This window comes from Bacteroides gallinarum DSM 18171 = JCM 13658 (assembly GCF_000374365.1).
Taxonomy (GTDB): Bacteria; Bacteroidota; Bacteroidia; order Bacteroidales; family Bacteroidaceae; genus Bacteroides; species Bacteroides gallinarum.
On sequence record NZ_KB894140.1, the window covers coordinates 51,798 to 71,405 of the forward strand.

The following is a 19,608-nucleotide window of genomic DNA, read 5'->3' on the forward strand; positions in this document are numbered from 1 at the left end:
AAAAAATAAAAAGGTATGAAAAAGATGAAAATTACAGCTTTCTTGCTGAGCAGCGCCATACTATTGGGTAGCTGCGGCACAATGAACAATACCACCAAAGGCGGAATTATAGGCGGCGGTTCGGGAGCAGCGGCAGGAGCCATTATAGGCGGACTGTTCGGCAAAGGCAAAGGCGCGGCTATCGGTGCGGCAGTAGGCGCAGCGGTAGGTACGGGCGCCGGTGTAGCGATAGGCCACAAAATGGATAAGAAAGCTGCCGAAGCTGCCAAGATTGAAGGCGCACAAGTAGAAATGGTGAAAGATGCCAACAACCTGGATGCCGTGAAGGTAACCTTCGACTCGGGCATCCTGTTCGCCTTTAACTCCTCCACGCTGAGCAACGAAGCGAAAGCTTCCCTGCGCGACCTTGCCCGGATACTGAAAGAAGATACTACCACGGACATCGCCATTATAGGACATACGGACAAGGTAGGCACATACGAGGCCAACATGAAGGTTTCCAAGAACCGCGCCTATGCAGTAGAGAATTACTTGCAGGATTGCGGCGTGTCTCCCGCACAATTCAAGCAGGTGGAAGGTGTCGGCTACAACGAGTACGATGAAAGCCTATCCGCCAGCGAGAACCGCCGGGTGGTAATCTTTATGTATGCCAGCGAGCAGATGATTAAGAATGCGGAAGCCGGAAAATAATAATTTAGTTTTCAGACATAAGAACAAAAGAACATAAGCTATACGGAAAATACCGATTATGCAGCACAACAGAATTTGTTCTTTTGTTCTTATGTCTAAAAAAACTCCATGAAACTCTATGACCTCTACGGTGAAATAAACTTCTAATCACTATCCCCCATGAGGTTCTCCCAACCTTACGGATTATCCGTAATTTGTCGTCACTCTTTATATCCACTACTGTAACGGTAATGATTTATAGTTTTATGCCGGTGTTTCTTGAAAAGACAAAGGCAGGTATTGCGATTAATAAAATTCATACTTAAGTTCCCACCGGAAGAAACGGCAGTTTCTAAGAAAAAAAAAGAAATAATAAAACATTCTCTTGCGAAGAAATAAGAATTTTCATACATTTGTAATAAGCAATAAATAAAGGTTTAATGCCCTTGCATTAATAATAAAACGCCTCGCATTAGCGTCCTAAATGCGAGGCGTTTTTATATTATATCCAGCAAATTTAAAGGGAAATCCCAGGTAATCGGGATGCAAACTCCCGGTGTTTAGAGAGCCTGGATTGCACAGTCTAAAAACAACCCTTCAACTTCATGTGGCAGAGGTTCAATCATTCCAAATTGAGGTTCAGCTTCCCCCCTTTAAGTCGGGAGAAATCAATAAGCATGTCCCCCCTCTTCCTGCATCTCTTCCGCATCTATTTTCTTCCTGTCGATGCTGCGCCATGCATAGAAAATATAGGCAAGCACAAAAGGAACCAGGATAGAGACATAAGCCATTACCCGCAGCGTAAACTGGCTGGAGCAACTGTTTGCCAGTGTCAGCGAACTTTGCAGGTCGGCGGTAGAGGGATAATAAGCAGTATTGTTATAACCCGCCACAAGCAACAATGCCAACACGGTAAGCACCGTACCTATGCCGGCAAACCATATCCCCTTGTCGAAAGCAGGCTTCCACAACGTGCGTATAATTCCCCAAAGCACGGCAAGCACACCGGCAAGGAATACAATCAGCACCACGGGCATCTCGATGAAATTCGTGAGGTACTTGTAAGGCTCCATAAACACCTCTCCGGTTTCGGGGTTTACCGCATAGCCCTCGGCAAGCAGCGTGCGGACAACGAATGCCAGGAAGAACACAAGGAAAAGCCCCGTATTGCCCCATAACGCACGGCGGCAACGCTTCACCAAATCCGCATCACAGATATTATTGATGAAGTAAAGCGAACCGAGAATACGCGCCAAGAAGAATACAGCCAAGCCCAGCACCACATTCCACGGATTGAGCAACGCATCCAGCCCATGCCCCGCATTAGCCCAACTGCTGATAACCGGCATCGCCGCATCCGCCATGTTGCCCTTGTCGATATAGAATTCCGACCCCGTAAAGAAGGTAGCCACAGCCCCGCCCAACAATACAGGGCCTATCACCCCGTTCACCACCAGGAAAGCCCGGTATGTCGTCTTGCCTAGCAGGTTGCCCGCCTTCGACTGGAACTCGTAGCTCACCGCCTGCAACACGAAGCTGAACAGGATAATCATCCACAGCCAGTATGCACCGCCGAAGCTCGTGCTATAAAACAGCGGGAACGATGCAAAGAACGCCCCACCGAACGTTACGAGCGTGGTGAACGTAAATTCCCACTTGCGCCCCGTAGAGTTGATTATCATCTTACGCTGCTCCTCCGTCTTGCCCAGGCAGAATATCAGCGAATTACCTCCCTGCACGAACAGCAGGAAAACGAGTATGGCTCCTAGCAGGGACACCACGAACCACCAGTATTGTTGTAAGAAAAGATATGTATTCATATTGAACGAGAGTTATTGAATGATGAGTTATTTATTGTCGGACAACGGTAGCCGTCGGCAATCTACATCCCCGGCCCTTTCCGTATGGCTTTCAGCATAATCCCCACTTCCGCCACCAGCATAATGGTGAAGAGCACGAGGAAGATGAAGAACGTAGTCTGCACGGAGCCTACATCCAGCTTGGAAATGGCGGCGCTGGTGGGCAGCATGTCCTGGATAGCCCACGGCTGGCGCCCGCACTCGGCAACCACCCAGCCCGCTTGCCCGGTAAGGTAGCCCAGGGGAATAGTCAGCATAGCCACCCAATGCATCCAGCGCATATGCGCCAGGTCTTTCTTGTAGGCAAGGAAAAGAACGACAATAAAGAAAAGGATAAAGTATCCGCCCAATATCACCATGACGCGGAACATATAGAACGTAAGCGGCACATTGGGAACCAGCTCATCGACATCCTTGATATAGCCATAGCCGAAGTACGCCACATTCTCTTTCAGCACCCCGGCCGCCACCTGCGCCTCGGTCTCATTGCCCGCAGCTTTTGCCTTGCGGTAAGCGGAGAAAGCACCGATAGCCGCCTTTCCCTTTTCAATCTTCTCCTGGGCGGAGAGCGCCGCCGTACCGTCTTTCAACGGATAACCGCCTTGCAGCAGGTCGTCGATGCCCGGCACGAAAGCATCCGCATCGCGCTCGGCAAGCAGCGAGAGGAATTTGGGGATTTCCACCCGGAAAAGGAAAGCGTCCTCTCCGTCGCCTGCCGTTTTCTTATCGGGATTGAGGATGCCGAAAGCCACCAGCCCTGCACCTTCCTGCCCCTGGTAGTAACCCTCCATGGCAGCCAGCTTCATGGGTTGCTTCTGCGCCACCTGGTAGCCGGAGCCGTCGCCCGTCCATGCGGAGAGCACGGCAGCGCACAGTCCTACCCAGGCAGCTATCTTTATACTGGATATGGCGAACTTCCTGTCGCGGTTTTTCCACAAATACCAGCAGCTCACCCCTACCACGAACACCGCAGCCAGCACCCAGCCGGACAGCACACTGTGGAAGAATTTATTGACTGCCATAGGCGAAGTTGCCACAGCCCAGAAATCCACCATTTCGTTACGCGCGGTATCGGGATTGAACTCCATGCCTACGGGGTTCTGCATCCAGGCATTAGCCACCAGAATCCACCAGGCGGAGATAGTGGCGCCCAGCCCCGTGAGCCAGGTAGATGCCAGGTGGAAGCGTTTGCTCACCTTGTCCCAGCCAAAGAACATCACTGCGATGAAGGTGGCCTCCATAAAGAACGCCAGGATGCCTTCGATAGCAAGCGGCGCCCCGAAAATATCGCCTACGAACCAACTGTAGTTGCTCCAGTTCGTACCGAACTCGAATTCCAGAATCAACCCCGTAGCCACCCCCACGGCAAAGTTGATGCCGAAGAGTTTCATCCAGAACTTGGCGGCGTGTTTCCAGAACGCATCACCCGTACGGTAATACACCGTCTCCATGATACCCATGATTACCGCCAGCCCCAAAGTCAGCGGTACGAAAATCCAGTGGTAGATAGCTGTCAAGGCAAATTGGGCTCTCGACCAGTCAATCAGGGAAGTGTCAATGTTTTCAAGCATGAGAGTTATATATTAAATGAGTATTTATTCGGTGTACGAAGGAAGCCCGTCGCCGGCAGCCCTCAATATCAGTTCGCGGCTTACGTATTCCTCCTTATCCCCTCCGGCAGCAGCTTTGTCCAGGTAGTCGGGGAAGAAGAAAAGGCGGAGGATGAAGAACATTATAAACAGCTTGATTGCAATTATCAACCACAAAGTACGCCCTAACGTCATACTTCGGAAGCCTTCAACGTAGAATCGCCACACAGCGGCTGCAAGGTTTCTCATAAGAGGTGGATTTATAATCATTACAAATATAAAATACTTTTATATAAATAACAAACAAAAGGCCGAAAAGTTAATTGTCGGGAGAAAAAAGTAATCCGGCGACACAAAGCCCTCTAATGTCTATCGCTTTTGCCGCTTCGGGAAGCGCCGCCTACCTTTGTTCAGGTAAAACTATAGAATTAGGTAATATGACAAACGTAAGAAGATTGACAGTGATAGCGCTCTGCATGGCAGGCGCCTGCGCAGGTAACGCAACGCTGCAAGCGCAGGAAACCGCCACCGACACGTTGCAGCAGGGAAGCGCCCGCTCCCTTCCTGCACAATGGGATTTGCAGGCGTGCATCGACTATGCTTTACAGCAGAACATCACTATCCGCAAGAACCGCCTCAACGCCGAGAGTGCCGAGGTGGATGTAAAGACTGCCAAGTCGGCTCTCTTTCCCACCTTGTCGGCATCTGTGAGCCAGCGTATCGTGAACCGTCCCAACAGTGAAATGAATACGATTATCGACGGCGACAACATCACCAGCAGCCAGAGCAAGACCAGCTACAACGGCAGCTACGGCATCGACGCCAACTGGACGCTTTACAACGGCAGCAAACGGCTGAACACCTTGAAGCAGCAGCGGATGAACAACCGCATTGCCGAGCTGAGCGTGGCGGAAAGCGAGAACAGCATCGAAGAAAGCATCACACAGACTTACGTACAAATCCTTTATGCCGCCGAAGCCGTTAAGGTTAACGAGGCTACCCTTGAAGTGAGCCGTGCCGAATGCGAGCGCGCCCGCGCCCTGCTTGCCGCAGGAAGCATCGCCAAGAGCGACCTTGCCCAACTGGAAGCGCAAGTAAGCACGGACAAGTACCAGTTGGTAACGGCGCAGGCTACCTTACAGGATTACAAGCTGCAACTCAAGCAGCTCCTCGAGCTAGACGGGGAGGAGGAAATGAACCTTTACATACCCACCCTCGGCGACGAGAATGTGCTGTCTCCGCTGCCTTCCAAGACGGATGTGTACCGTTCCGCCCTCACCCTGCGCCCGGAAATAGAGGCAGGCAGGCTGAACGTCAAGGCATCCGAACTCGACATCAACATCGCCCGCTCCGGCTACATCCCCACTATCAGCCTCAGTGCAGGCATAGGCAGCACGAACGCCAACGGAAACGATTTCACCTTCGGCGAGCAAATCAAGCAGAACTGGAACAACTCGCTGGGAGTAACCATAAGCGTGCCTATCTTCAACAACCGCCAGACCAAGAGCGCCGTACAGAAGGCTAAGATACAGAAGCAGTCCAGCGAGCTGGACTTGCTGGACAACCAGAAAGCCCTGTACAAGACTATCGAGGGGCTCTGGCTGGATGCCAACAGCGCACAGCAGCGTTATGTCGCCGCCGTGGAGAAGCTGCGCAGCACCCAGACCAGCTACGACCTTATCCAGGAACAGTTCAACCTCGGCATGAAGAACACCGTGGAGCTGCTGACGGAGAAGAACAACCTGCTCAGCGCTCAGCAGGAAACGTTGCAGGCCAAGTACATGGCTATACTGAATGCGCAACTGCTGAAATTCTACCAGGGAGAGAAGATTACACTCTGACAGGGAAACGAAACATACATTGCAATAAAATCAATAAAGAAAAGATATAGAGTATGAACAAGAAGAAAATTATCCTTATCGCCGCAATCGTTGTAGTAGTGGCCGGCGCAGGCTTCTGGCTCTTCGGCGGTTCCAAGGCAAAGCATAAAGTGACCTACGAGACAGCCACCGTAACCAAAGGCGAAATATCGGAATCGGTAACCGCCACGGGCAGTATCGAGCCGGTGACGGAAGTGGAAGTGGGTACGCAGGTGAGCGGCATCATCGACAAGATATATGCCGATTACAATTCCGTAGTTACCAAAGGGCAGCTCATAGCCGAAATGGACCGTGTGACGCTGCAAAGCGAGGTAGCCTCGCAACGTGCCGCCTACAACGGTGCGAAAGCCGAATACGACTATCAGAAGAAGAACTACGAACGTAACAAGGGCTTGCACGAAAAGCAGCTTATCAGCGATACCGACTACGAGCAGTCTGTTTACAATTACGAGAAAGCGAAAAGCAACTACGAGAGCAGCCAGGCTTCGCTGGCAAAGGCCGAACGCAACTTGTCGTACGCCACTATCACCTCGCCTATCGACGGTGTTGTCATCAACCGTGCGGTCGAAGCGGGACAGACGGTGGCATCCGGGTTCGAGACTCCTACCCTGTTTACTATCGCCGCCGACCTTACGCAGATGCAGGTGGTAGCCGATGTGGATGAAGCCGATATAGGCGGCGTGGAAGAGGGACAACGCGTTACGTTCACCGTAGATGCTTATCCGAACGATATATTCGAAGGCGTAGTAACGCAAATCCGCCTGGGCGAGGACAGCTCTACGAGTTCCAGCAGCAGTAGCACATCCAGCACGGTCGTTACCTACGAGGTGGTTATCTCCGCCCCCAACCCCGACCTGAAATTGAAACCGCGTCTTACGGCCAATGTCACCATTTATACGCTCGACCGCAAGGATGTGCTTTCCGTTCCGGCGCGCGCCCTCCGCTTCACTCCCGAAAAGCCGCTTATCGGCGACGAGGATATCGTGAAAGATTGCGAAGGCGAGCATAAGCTCTGGACGCGCGAAGGCAACACATTCACCGCACATCCGGTAGTGGTAGGCATCTCCAACGGTGTCAGCACGGAGATTGTGAGCGGCATCGCCGAGGGCACGGTAGTAGTGACCGAGGCCACCATAGGACGCATGCCGGGCGAAAACGGTGCGGCGGACATGCAGCAGGAGGCAAGCAGCGAGAAAAGCCCGTTCATGCCTGGCCCTCCGGGAAGCAACAAGAAAAAGGGTAAATGATGAAAAGTAAAGTAGAGCGTTAACCGTCACTTTTTATCGCGTTCTGCGCGATTTCATAAACATATAATTATGAGCAAAACCGTAATTGAACTTCAAAATATAAAGCGTAACTTCCAGGTGGGAGACGAAACGGTACATGCACTGCGCGGGGTGTCGTTCTCTATCAGCGAGGGGGAGTTCGTCACGATTATGGGTACATCCGGCTCGGGCAAATCGACCCTGCTGAATATACTCGGCTGCCTGGACACGCCTACTGTGGGCGAGTACCTGCTGGACGGGATTTCCGTACGTACCATGAGCAAGTCGCAGCGTGCCGTGCTCCGCAACCGCAAAATAGGTTTCGTTTTCCAGAACTACAACCTGCTGCCCAAAACGACTGCCGTGGAGAACGTGGAACTGCCGCTGATGTACAACTCGTCCGTATCGGCATCCGAGCGGAGGAGGCGTGCCGTCGAAGCGCTGAAAGCCGTAGGGCTGGGCGACCGCCTGGAGCATAAATCCAACCAGATGTCCGGCGGACAGATGCAGCGCGTAGCCATTGCCCGCGCACTGGTGAACAATCCTGCCGTTATCCTGGCGGACGAAGCCACGGGTAACCTGGATACACGCACTTCATTCGAAATCCTGGTGCTTTTCCAGAAGCTGCACGCCGAGGGGCGTACCATTATCTTCGTAACGCACAACCCGGAGATAGCCCAATACAGCAGCCGTAACATCGTATTGCGGGACGGGCAGGTGAAAGACGACAAGGTCAATCCCGACATACTGAATGCCGCCCATACGCTGGCGGCGCTGCCCAAACAGGAAGACGATTGATACAGAATTTATTAACACATTAAAGTAATGAACGGAACAAACCTTTTCAAAATAGCTTTCCGGGCGCTTGCCAATAATAAGCTGCGGGCATTCCTCACCATGCTGGGTATCATCATCGGTGTGGCATCCGTTATCACGATGCTTGCTATCGGACAGGGGTCTAAGAAAAGTATCCAGGCGCAAATCTCCGAAATGGGCTCGAATATGATAATGATTCATCCGGGAGCGGATATGCGTGGCGGTGTACGCCAAGACCCCAGCGCCATGCAGACACTGAAACTGACCGATTACGAAGCGTTGCGCAATGAAACGAACTTCCTGTCGGCCGTCAGCCCCAATGTGTCTTCATCGGGACAGCTCATTGCAGGCAACAACAACTATCCCTCCTCTGTTAGCGGCGTAGGCACGGAGTATCCCGAAATCCGCCAGCTCACGGTGGACAACGGTACGATGTTTACCGAGTCCGACATACAGACGTCTGCCAAGGTATGTGTTATCGGCAAGACGATACAGGACAATCTTTTCCCCGACGGAGAAGACCCCGTAGGGCGTATCATCCGCTTCAACCAAGTGCCCTTCCGGGTAGTGGGCGTGCTCGAGTCCAAAGGTTACAACAGCATGGGTATGGACCAGGACGACGTTGTGCTGGCTCCTTATACCACGGTAATGAAACGCCTGCTCGCGCAGACTTATTTGCAGGGGATTTTCGCTTCCGCACTGACCGAGGACATGACGGACAATGCCACCGAGGAAATCACCGAAATCCTGCGCCGGAACCACAAACTGAAGGAGAGCGACGACGACGATTTCACCATACGCAGCCAGCAGGAGCTCAGCTCGATGCTGAATACCACCACCGACCTGATGACCACGCTGCTTGCCTGCATCGCGGGCATATCGCTGGTGGTAGGCGGTATCGGCATTATGAATATCATGTATGTGTCCGTAACGGAGCGTACCCGCGAGATTGGTTTGCGCATGAGTGTGGGCGCCAGGGGGGTGGATATCTTGTCGCAATTCCTCATCGAAGCCATTCTTATCAGTATCACCGGCGGGCTTATCGGCGTTATCATCGGCTGCGGGGCAAGCTGGATTGTGAAAAGCGTGGCTCACTGGCCTATTTACATACAGGCATGGAGCGTATTCCTAAGCTTTGCCGTCTGTACGGTAACCGGTGTATTCTTCGGCTGGTATCCTGCCAAGAAGGCGGCGGACTTAGACCCGATAGAGGCGATACGATATGAGTGATTAGGAATAAGGGATTAGGAATAAGCGACTAATGATTAGTGATTAACGATTAGGGATTAGTGGTAAGCGATTAGGGATTAGTGGTAAGCGATTAGGGATAAACGGTTAGTTTTTATTTATCGCTAATCCCTAATCGTTAATCACTAATCATTAATTACTAATTACTAATCACCAATCACTAATCGCTCGTTAATCACCAATCCCTAATCACTAATCGCTCGTTAATCACCAATCCCTAATCACTAATCGCTAAAAAAAACTATCTTTGCATTTGTATGAAACAATTTCTCTACTCACGGTCGCGCATCATCGAAGCCCTGATTCATATCATTGGCTGGGGAATCGTATTTGCGTTTCCTTTCGTAATGATGACGCGCAGCGGGTTCACCATTACGTGGGGGGAGTACCTGCGCCACGGCAGTGTGGTTCCGCTCTCGTTCCTCATCGTGTTTTATGCCAATTACTGCTTTTTCATCCCCCGTTATCTGTTCGAAGGGCACACCAAGCAGTATCTTCTGCTGAACGTGCTGCTGATTGTCTGCATTACCGCCGGCGTGCATTTCTGGCAGGAATATGCCTTCCATACTTACATCAAAGGTGGAGACGACGGCAGGAAGCACATGGGGCCGCCGAAGTGGATATTCATCATGCGCGATGTGTTTTCCATGATACTCACCGTAGGACTGAGCGCCGCTATCCGCCTCAGCGGACGCTGGGTGCAAGTGGAAGCCGCACGGCGCGAAGCCGAGAAAAGCCGTACGGAGGCGGAGCTGAAAAACCTGCGCAACCAGCTCAACCCTCATTTCCTGCTCAATACGCTGAATAACATCTACGCCCTCATCGCCTTCGATGCGGACAAGGCGCAGGCTGCCGTGCAGGAGCTGAGCCGCCTGTTGCGTCATGTGCTTTACGACAACCAGCAAAACTTCGTGGCATTGGGTAAGGAAATGGATTTCATCAAGAATTACATCGCACTGATGCGCATCCGCCTTTCGTCCAACGTTACCGTTGAAACCCGTTTCGACATCCGCCCCGACAGCCCCACGGAGATTGCCCCGCTGATATTCATCTCTCTCATCGAGAATGCTTTCAAGCACGGCATCTCTCCTACCGAGCCCAGTTATATCCGTATCTATTTCAGCGAGAGCACCGACGAGGTACGGTGCGAAATCTGCAACAGCTATCATCCCAAGAACGAAGCCGACAAGAGCGGAAGCGGTATCGGTCTGGAGCAGGTGCAGAAACGGTTGGAACTGACTTATCCCGGTCAATACGAATGGAGGCACGGCGTGAGCGAGGACGGAAAAGAATATAAATCGGTTTTAGTGATTAGGGGATAGCGATTTGCCTGTGCCGCCGGGTGTATGTCCTGTGCCGGCTTTGCAGACCAATCGCCTACCGGCAATCACGGCCATTAATTATCAATATCATGAATTTGAAGTGTGCAATTGTGGATGACGAACCGTTGGCATTGAACCTCTTGGAGAGTTATGTCAACAAGACTCCTTTCCTGGAACTTGCCGGAAAATATTCCAGTGCGGTGCAGGCGATGAACGATTTACCGGAGAGGCATGTAGACCTGCTTTTCCTCGATATTCAAATGCCCGAGCTCAACGGGTTGGAATTTTCCAAAATGGTGGATATGCATACCCGTATCGTCTTCACCACTGCTTTCGACCAGTATGCCATAGACGGTTACAAGGTCAATGCGCTCGACTATTTGCTGAAACCTATCTCTTATGTGGATTTCCTGCAAGCTGCCAACAAAGCGGTACGGTGGTTCGAGCTCCTGCAACAGCCCAAGGAAGAAATCGAAAGTATTTTCGTAAAAAGCGATTATAAGCTGGTGCAAGTGGAGCTTAAAAATATCCTCTACATCGAAGGGCTGAAAGATTACATCAAGATTTATGAAGAGAATGTTCCCAAACCTCTCCTCTCGCTGATGAGCATGAAGTCTATGGAAGAGCTGTTGCCTGCCTCCCGTTTCATACGTGTGCACCGCTCGTACATCGTCCAGAAAGACAAGATACGCATCATCGACCGCGGCCGCATCGTCTTCGGTAAGAATTATATTCCTATCAGCGACAGTTACAAGCAGGTTTTCCAGGATTTCTTAAATAAAAGGAGTTAAAAATACAGCTATCGATAGATATTTTATCGCTTTTAGTCGATTTCTAATTATATCCTATTGCATATTAAAAGATGTTTTTTTACCTTTGCGGCGAACAGATAGGAGTTGTGAAACTCCCCCAATAGAATAGTTTAGTTAAGTCTAGTTTAGTTTTTGTGTGAAGCACTTCCTCCGTAAGCGAACGTTGGAAGTGCTTTTATTTTGAATAGAGAGAGGAAAAGTTTTCCTGAATTATACGATAATTGGACTTTGAAGGGCTATATTTGCAATATGGATAAAAAAAGAGAATATAAAAAAATAGCAAAATCGCTCGCTATCAGTAACGGATTCGATAAGGTATCCTATTACGGGGAGTGGAACGGCTTTTTAGCTTATGCAGCTTCTTCAAAAGAAGATGAAGATTGCTGTATCGGCTATCCTCAGTTTATCCTTGTTAAAGACGGTACGGCTACATTAGCACATTACACCCAATCGCCGGATATTATGGGGATTATCTCTAATTCAAAAGACAACCCGTCGTTGTCGGTATAACTTTCTTACGACTCCACCAATAATATCGGTATTCACAAGCAAATTATCTTAATGTTACATTAGATAACGGTACGCCGGTCAATACGTAGCGGATGCAGTTTCTGCTTCATAACTTGATTTATTAATTTGCTTATAGAATCTGCCCTATTTCATTTATTTCCTCTATATTTGTGTTATCAGTTTCACAATAGATTACTATGAACACACAGTATTCACAAACATGGCTTATCATATTAATAACTGTATTGGTAACGCTGAGTATCGCTGCGAGTATGACACCATTGTATTTAGGTACGATTGAAGGATGGACGCCAGACAAACCTCAATTTTTCGTTCAATACTGCGGAGTATTCATCAACTCGATATCCTTAGCAACTGTTGCAATAACATTAGTGTTCCAACACAGGCAGATGAAACTTCAAGGCGAGCAACTGGAACAACTGAATAAATCGAACAACCATAATTTTAAAATGGCTGAAGATACCTACGACTCGCTCGTTTTAGGATTAGTCCGGGAGTTACAGTCCGGTTCAACTGAAGAAATGAGAAAGAAAGCATCGCTTTTCCGTGAGTATCTGAGAACAGATACAGAGAAAAAACGATTGGAAGAAATCTTTGAATGCGTTATTCTCGATTCATGGGGTACTGCTGAGGAATATGAAAAAATATTGGAAGATGAAATATATCAGCAGTTTCATGCTTTCACATCTTTATCCCGGTTATTCGATACAATCTCTTATTATGAATTTAATAAAGCAACCATACAAGCCATACATTTTTACTATACATGGTGGAGAGAAGCATTCCTGATATACAATGATATTTATTATAAGGTTTACAACAGAATCGAAAACAAGCATTTTACATTTATCCCCAATTGGGTTACGATGACCGAACGAATGGATAAAAAAATGGAGCAATTCAATCTTCCTCTGACATAAGTATATCATATTCGGCAAATCTCTCCGCCGAAATCTTTATCATCCTAAAAGAGTTAACAGATTTGTCTTTCTGCTAAACCATGTTACAAAATAAGCCGATAATCCGTTACAATTTGGAGATTTCCGGAAAGTACGTATCTTTGCAATGTGTTTTTCATAGTATTAGATTTAAGGTTAACAAAAAAGATTGGCTGTCTGGGATAGATAGCCTTTTTTTATGCCTGCCCGTATCGGTATATCCTCCGGAAGAAAAGGGTTCAGTTGTAAATCTTGGGGGAATTAGTTAAAATAGTTATCTTTGACGCATGAAACAGAAACACCAAATAAAAACTCCAGTTGCTTTTCATGAGGCAGAAGATTACAATCCGTATGCTGATTACCTTCTGAACAGGCAGGTTGAATACTACTTTCTGAGCAGACAAGCTGAACATTACTTTCTGAACAGGCAGATTGAACGAATCGAGGAAATAGAATAGCTATCGTTGGCTTATTTCAGCCTTTTCTAAATTGCCTCGACTGCACTGTTTGTACCGCCGTCATAGAAACTTAATCGGATATGAAAATTCTCTGGATAGACCTGAACAGCTCTTACGCCCACTCTTCACTGGCACTCCCCGCATTGCATGCACAGATAGCGGACGACGCTTCCGTGGAGTGGGAAATCGTATCGGCAACAATCAATGAAAATATAGGGAGTATTGTAGAAGAAGCTTACCGGCATAAGCCCGATATTCTCGCTGCTACGGCCTGGCTGTTCAACCACGAACAACTGCTACATATTACATCGAGACTGAAAGTGCTGCTTCCCGAAGCCTGCCTCATATTGGGCGGACCGGAATTTCTCGGAGACAACGAGCTCTTTCTGCGAAGGAATTCTTTTGTGGACTGCGTATTCAGGGGAGAGGGTGAAGAGGCCTTTCCCCAATGGCTCGCCTGCTGGAACCGCCCGGAACAGTGGGATACGATTTCCGGACTATGCTACCTGGATACCGACAAACGGTACAGGGACAACGGGATAGCCCGCGTATCGGACTTTTCCGACCTCGTTCCACCCGAAAAAAGCCGTTTCTTCAATTGGAGCAAGCCGTTTGTGCAACTGGAAACTACGCGCGGATGCTTCAACACATGCGCCTTTTGCGTCAGCGGCGGCGAGAAGCCGGTACGTACCCTTTCTATCGACAGCATCCGCCAACGACTTCAAATCATCCACGAGCACGGTATCAAGAATGTACGCGTGTTAGACCGTACGTTCAACTATAACACACGCCGTGCCAAAGAGCTAATCCGGCTGTTCCTGGAATATCCCGATATACGTTTTCACCTGGAGATACACCCGGCGCTTCTCTCCGGGGAATTGAAGGAGGAGCTGAAACAACTGCCACAGGGTTTGCTTCATCTCGAAGCCGGCATTCAGAGCCTGCGCGAACCCGTTCTCGTACAAAGCCGCCGCATGGGTAGGTTGTCCGATGCCCTGGAAGGGTTGAAATTCCTCTGCTCGCTCCCGAACATGGAAACCCATGCCGACCTCATTGCCGGACTTCCCCTGTACCGTCTCAATGAGATATTCGAGGATGTATATACCCTTGCCGGATACAATGCCGGAGAGATACAGTTGGAATCGCTCAAACTACTGCCCGGCACGGAGATGCGCCGGCAGGCAGGGGAGCTGGGGATACGCTATTCTCCCCTCCCTCCTTACGAGGTTCTGGAAACAAACGAAATCACTGCCGGAGAGCTACAGACCGCCCGCCGGCTATCCCGTCTATTAGACGGTTTCTACAACACTCCCGCCTGGCAACCGCTGACGCGGAAGCTGATATTAAACGACAAGGCTTTCTTACATGATTTCCTGGATTACCTGACAGGGATAAACCTTATAGACCAGCCGATGAGCCTGGAAAAACGCGGGCTTATACTGTATGAATATTGTAAACGGAACTATCCGGAATATAGGATGCAGGCAAGCATCGCATGGATAGAGGCGGGCATGTCATTGAAGAAGATGCCGGCAGAAAAGGTAAAGACCAAGCATCAGGTTCCGCCGGAGAGGTGGGAGGTAGTGTATGGAGATTATAAAGACAGCCTGCGACTCTGTTTTCTTCCGCCCGATGAACATACCCAATGCGGCTATTGGTTCGGATTCGAGTCCGAGATACAGAAAAGCACTCCCGTATTCAAGGCAAAAACATGCTGAAAGGTTGCATGGGGAGTTGACAGGAAGCATGCGTCACACTATAAATACATGCTGCCGGGGAAACCCATAAAAGCTAAAAAACGGCCTCTCCCGGAATACCATTCGATTGTCTATCGTACCGATGATAGCCGAATGGTATTCCGAGAGAGCCCGTTTACTCTATCCGCAGGGCGACGGCAATAACAAGCCGTTTGCCCCGAACGGTTTCTTTCTTAGAAGCGCAACCCCAGTGTCAGCAATACCTGGCTACGGGTATTCTTGACCTTCGTTACGGTAGGGAGGCTTTGGAGTACCCTGTACTCTACCCCATTATCTACCTCGCGCCCCATTTCTGCAAACGGATAGAAGTCCTCTTTATAAGAAGAAAACTTATATGCCAAATCCGCATAGAACATGGAACCGCGGTAACCGATACCCAAAGTGTAGTTGCTCAACGCTTTGGTATTGGCAAAGTCCGTATCGGTCTGAATGGAGTTCAAAGGCAGGTCTTTATAGGCATCGCTGTTGAAAATGGCAGTGCTGTAATTATATCCGGCACGCAAGGCGAATTGGGGGATTACTTTGTATTCAGCCCCCAGGCGAATCGTGCTGACACCTTTCATCATAGGCGTAGTGCTGTTCTCGTACTCGAAAAGGTCGGAATAGCCGTCGTCCGGATTCTTAAATTTCATAGACGAGTAATCCTCGTATTCGTACTCCGCTCCCAATGCCCAACTGTTGCCAATCGTATATCCAACGCTTACATTATACGTCCACGGGGTTTGAAGGCGGAACTGGCGTACCATATCTCCGTTGACCATATCGGGAGTATAGATGTCGTACATCTCGATATTTCCGCTTACGTCATTGGCTACGTCGGACTGTACCAGTGCGGATGTTTTATAGTCCAGGCTGTAAAACGTAGGCGTATGAATGGCCAAGCCTATACGCAACGGAGAATACTCGAACGGACGGACGATAGCCCCGAATTTAAAATCGAATCCCGAGCCCTCTATCCTGTTCCAGGAGGTCAAGTTATATCCCTGACCGGCGTTGTCTCCCGTATAATTTTCATCATAGAAAGTATATTTGCTGTAATCTATGGCATAAGCCCCGATAGTGAGTCCCAGGTACACACGGTCGCTGATATTAAAGGAAACATTGAAGTCGTACTGCTCGATGCCGCCACGTTCTTCGGAACGGAAAGTAGCATCGCCGTTTTCGTACATTCCATAATAGGAACCAGGAGTTTCATAAAGCGGCTTGCCGCTGCTATCCGTTATATGATTTCCGTCCTTATCCTTATAAGGCACATCCGTAACATCCGTCGTAAGATTGGAAATCAGCCAACTGTCATAGCCCAGGATAGAGAGCCACCCTACATTGTCGTCATAATAGGGATGGTCTCCCCAGCTCTCAATGCCTCCGGCCTGTTCCGCCATTTGGAAAGTTTGCGAGTGCGCGCCCAGATTGCCGCTCATCGACATATTCCGGTAAAAGGATTTAGCCTTGTGGTAATTAAAACCGAAATTCACATAACGCAACGCCGTGGCGTTGCCTATCTTCGAAGAGAGTACGAACCCGGCATTGTCGAAAGAAGCCCTTACCTTATCCGAGTTCATCTTGCTTCCCATATAGTTGCTTTCCGTACCATAAGAAGAAAAGCCGAACGATACCATGGCATCGTTGCTACGATAGATGCCTATACCGGCAGGGTTGGTTCCAATGGTGGAGATATCGCCTCCCAAAGCCCCCATAGCGCCGCCCATACCGACAAAGCGCGCCGTACCGTTTAAATCCTTATTCGTTATCTTAGCAGCATCGTACACAGTCTGTGCACATACCGGAGCTGCTGCCGCCAGTAGCCCCCAAGCAGCCAAAGTGATTATCTTCTTCATATCCTACAAATCTTTTTCTATTAATACTATACCTATCTTCTTCTCGAAGCGCCGCCACCGCCGCCGGACGAACGGGTAGCACCGCCTCCGCCGCCGCTGGAATAGCTGCGCGAACTGCTGCCACCGCCCGATGAGTAGCTACGGGTAGAGGAATTGTTCTGTACAGGCGTATAAGAACGGCGGCTACTGCTGCCGGTGGAATAGTTACGGGGCACAGTGGTGGAGCTGCCGCGGCTATAAGTGGACGAACGTCCGGTAGCCGAACGCCTTCCGCCTACGGAATTTGCACTGCTACCGCCACGCGATACACCCGTAGAAGAGCCTACACGCGTACTGCTGGGACGGGTATATACGTTGCGCCGTGCAGAGGAAGCATCCGTACGGGTGGTTACCCCGCTACGTCCTCCCGACGAACGCGTACCCACCACGCGTCTGGTTGTGGTAGTACCGCTCTGGCCGTTCCTTCTGTAAGATGAAGTGCCCGAAGAACGGACGGAAGCGCCCGAACCTCCGCGAGTGACACTCGAACCCGACCTGCGGACAGCGGAGGAGGAAGAAGGATTCCTGTAACTGCTTACTCCCGAAGAACGGCGGTAGGTGTATGTATTGCGCGGTCTGTATCCGCCCCAATGTCCACCGGGGTAAAATCCGGGATGATAATGGTGGTGGTGTCCCCACCAGCCGCCATACCAACCTCCGTACCAGCCGCCCCAACTGATGCTCCAGCCCCAACCCGGGCCGTACCAGCCGTTCCAGCCCCAGCCATAATAGGGATAGCCGCCCCAGCCGAAGGAGTTATACCGCCAATCCCACCACAGGCGGTTGGTGTATGTAGGGAATACATAAGCGTACAGTCCGTCCGTATATACATTCCAGTCCCACGAGTTCAGGCCATAGACCACATCCCAGTAAAGCGGGCTGCTGATGCTGATAGCATAACGGGGATTGCGGAAGCGGATGATGCGTGTGGCATATTCATAATCGTCTTCCGAGCCGTCGAAGCCGTTCACCCATTCTCCGTCCAGGCCGTCATCCTCTTTTTCGTCTATATAGAGCGTATCGTTCTCCTGCGAGAATTTATAGTCCTTGGCATCGTAACGGCGGTTGTACTCGTCCACATCGCGGATGTTGCCCTTACGGTCTTTTACCACAATCGTCGTGTTGCCCGGCGACGCATAAACGGTAGTCGGCGCATTGGTCTTTACTACAACCGCCTCGGTGGCAGCCGGAGTTTTTTTCTTCTCCGTTTTTTCTTCCTTCTTCTTGGAAGGCACGTAGTAAAGGTCGTCATCTATACTTTGAGCCGAGAGCACCCACGGAAGCCACAAGGCAAAAAGCGATAAAAAAACAATCTTTTTCATATTCGTCTGGTTTACAGGTTTACATTTCCATACTTTTCCACATCACAAAGATAACGCGGAGATTTGCCCCGTACAGGAGATTTTCCCCAAAGATTTATAGGGATTTCCCTAAATGCGCACTATCTTTGTATTCAAAACAAAGATAAGCAGAAACAAGGTTCTCTCCTACGCCTGCCTTCTGCATTTAACAAACAATTATATTCCAATGAAATATTTAGAATTTATATTCCATACCACTCCCTGCACAGAGACGGCCAACGGCATCCTGTCGGCTGTATTGGGCGAAGCCGGTTTCGAGAGTTTCGTAGAACAACCCGGAGGCATAGCCGCCTACATCCAAAAAGACGCCTATAACGAAACACTCCTCAAGGAAGCTCTCTCGGATTTCCCCCTGCCCGGCACGCAGGTGGAATATACTTACCACGAAGCGGAGGACAAGGACTGGAACGAGGAATGGGAAAAGAATTTCTTCCGGCCTATCATCATCGGCGACCGTTGTGTTATCCACAGTACATTCCACAACGATGTTCCGCAGGCGGAATACGATATTGTTATCAATCCCCAAATGGCGTTCGGCACGGGACATCACGAGACTACCAGCCTCATCATCGGCGAGCTGCTGGACAATGAGCTGCAAGGAAAATCCCTGCTCGACATGGGTTGCGGAACATCTATTCTCGCCATACTGGCACGCATGCGCGGCGCTGCTCCCTGCACGGCTATCGACATAGACGAATGGTGCGTGCGCAACTCACTCGAGAATATCGGGCTGAACGGCGTAGACCGGATTTCCGTTTTCCAGGGAGACGCCTCTGCACTGAAAGACAAAGGAGCTTTCGACGTAATCATTGCCAACATCAACCGCAATATCCTGTTGAATGATATGAAACACTACGTGCGCTGCATGCATCCGGGCTCGGAGCTATATATGAGCGGTTTCTATGTAGACGATATTCCTCTGATACAGGCCGAGGCAGAACATAATGGGCTGCATTTCGTACACCACCGGGAAAAGAACCGCTGGGCTGCGGTGAAATTTATATTATAACAAAAACCGGAAAGAAAGAAACGGAAAGTTAACTTCAAAAGCCCGATGATGTTAACTAAGCAGATGTAAAGAAGTTAACTAAGTAAATATAAAGAAGTTAACTAGGGATATTCAGTAAATGTCCCTAAAAATCAAGATGGCATATGAAGATGATAGAGCATACTCACTTCATATGCCATTTTTATAGTCCTATTCCTGTAATTTCTCACACAATCTT

General features: G+C 49.7%; 16 protein-coding genes. 11 read left to right on the forward strand and 5 right to left on the reverse strand.

The window, feature by feature from the left end; translation table 11 throughout:
* Window positions 1–15: 15 nt before the first annotated feature.
* A complete protein-coding gene (locus tag C233_RS0114355; RefSeq protein ID WP_018668269.1) occupies window positions 16–690 on the forward strand; it encodes an OmpA family protein in 675 nt (224 codons plus the stop codon).
* 647 nt (window positions 691–1,337) lie between these two features.
* On the opposite strand, the gene C233_RS0114360 is transcribed toward C233_RS0114355, so the two are convergent.
* From C233_RS0114360 to C233_RS0114370, 3 genes are all read right to left on the reverse strand, one after another.
* Window positions 1,338–2,489: a cytochrome d ubiquinol oxidase subunit II gene (locus tag C233_RS0114360; RefSeq protein ID WP_018668270.1), complete on the reverse strand. Its 1,152-nt coding sequence runs from the start codon at window positions 2,487–2,489 to the stop codon at window positions 1,338–1,340.
* A gap of 62 nt (window positions 2,490–2,551) precedes the next feature.
* Window positions 2,552–4,099, reverse strand: coding sequence for a cytochrome ubiquinol oxidase subunit I (locus tag C233_RS0114365; RefSeq protein ID WP_018668271.1), 1,548 nt, complete (start codon window positions 4,097–4,099; stop codon window positions 2,552–2,554).
* A gap of 24 nt (window positions 4,100–4,123) precedes the next feature.
* Window positions 4,124–4,366, reverse strand: coding sequence for a DUF4492 domain-containing protein (locus C233_RS0114370; protein WP_025068952.1), 243 nt, complete (start codon window positions 4,364–4,366; stop codon window positions 4,124–4,126).
* Window positions 4,367–4,554: 188 nt separating this feature from the next.
* Here C233_RS0114370 and C233_RS0114375 point away from each other — a divergent pair, with 188 nt between their 5' ends.
* The 9 genes from C233_RS0114375 (at window position 4,555) to C233_RS0114420 (ending at window position 15,105) form a co-directional block, all read left to right on the forward strand.
* Window positions 4,555–5,958, forward strand: coding sequence for a TolC family protein (locus C233_RS0114375; RefSeq protein ID WP_025068951.1), 1,404 nt, complete (start codon window positions 4,555–4,557; stop codon window positions 5,956–5,958).
* Window positions 5,959–6,011: 53 nt separating this feature from the next.
* Entirely contained in the window at window positions 6,012–7,244 is a 1,233-nt protein-coding gene (locus tag C233_RS0114380; protein ID WP_018668274.1) for an efflux RND transporter periplasmic adaptor subunit, read from the forward strand.
* A gap of 69 nt (window positions 7,245–7,313) precedes the next feature.
* Complete coding sequence (locus C233_RS0114385) at window positions 7,314–8,060, forward strand: ABC transporter ATP-binding protein (protein WP_018668275.1); 747 nt, start codon at window positions 7,314–7,316, stop codon at window positions 8,058–8,060.
* A 27-nt stretch (window positions 8,061–8,087) separates the two neighbouring features.
* The gene (locus C233_RS0114390) at window positions 8,088–9,308 is read left to right on the forward strand and encodes an ABC transporter permease (protein ID WP_018668276.1); all 1,221 of its coding nucleotides are present in this window, start codon (window positions 8,088–8,090) and stop codon (window positions 9,306–9,308) included.
* 275 nt (window positions 9,309–9,583) lie between these two features.
* Entirely contained in the window at window positions 9,584–10,648 is a 1,065-nt protein-coding gene (locus C233_RS0114395) for a sensor histidine kinase (RefSeq protein WP_018668277.1), read from the forward strand.
* A gap of 89 nt (window positions 10,649–10,737) precedes the next feature.
* Window positions 10,738–11,439 (forward strand): LytR/AlgR family response regulator transcription factor, encoded by a 702-nt coding sequence (locus C233_RS0114400; RefSeq protein WP_018668278.1) that lies wholly within the window; start codon window positions 10,738–10,740, stop codon window positions 11,437–11,439.
* 270 nt (window positions 11,440–11,709) lie between these two features.
* Window positions 11,710–11,970 (forward strand): hypothetical protein, encoded by a 261-nt coding sequence (locus tag C233_RS0114405; protein ID WP_018668279.1) that lies wholly within the window; start codon window positions 11,710–11,712, stop codon window positions 11,968–11,970.
* Window positions 11,971–12,242: 272 nt separating this feature from the next.
* Window positions 12,243–12,911: a hypothetical protein gene (locus C233_RS0114410; RefSeq protein ID WP_025068950.1), complete on the forward strand. Its 669-nt coding sequence runs from the start codon at window positions 12,243–12,245 to the stop codon at window positions 12,909–12,911.
* Window positions 12,912–13,467: 556 nt separating this feature from the next.
* The gene (locus C233_RS0114420; protein ID WP_018668282.1) at window positions 13,468–15,105 is read left to right on the forward strand and encodes a B12-binding domain-containing radical SAM protein; all 1,638 of its coding nucleotides are present in this window, start codon (window positions 13,468–13,470) and stop codon (window positions 15,103–15,105) included.
* A gap of 212 nt (window positions 15,106–15,317) precedes the next feature.
* Here the strand turns inward: C233_RS0114420 and C233_RS0114425 are convergent, their stop codons facing one another.
* Together C233_RS0114425 and C233_RS0114430 are read right to left on the reverse strand one after the other, a co-directional pair.
* Complete coding sequence (locus C233_RS0114425) at window positions 15,318–16,982, reverse strand: OmpP1/FadL family transporter (protein WP_018668283.1); 1,665 nt, start codon at window positions 16,980–16,982, stop codon at window positions 15,318–15,320.
* Between the two features lie 32 nt (window positions 16,983–17,014).
* Window positions 17,015–18,343 carry a hypothetical protein gene (locus C233_RS0114430; RefSeq protein ID WP_018668284.1) on the reverse strand — a complete coding sequence of 443 codons (1,329 nt, stop codon included), beginning with the start codon at window positions 18,341–18,343 and terminating at the stop codon, window positions 17,015–17,017.
* Between the two features lie 205 nt (window positions 18,344–18,548).
* Between C233_RS0114430 and prmA the strand changes: the two genes are divergently transcribed.
* Window positions 18,549–19,391, forward strand: coding sequence for a 50S ribosomal protein L11 methyltransferase (prmA, locus tag C233_RS0114435; protein WP_025068949.1), 843 nt, complete (start codon window positions 18,549–18,551; stop codon window positions 19,389–19,391).
* Window positions 19,392–19,608 lie beyond the last annotated feature (217 nt).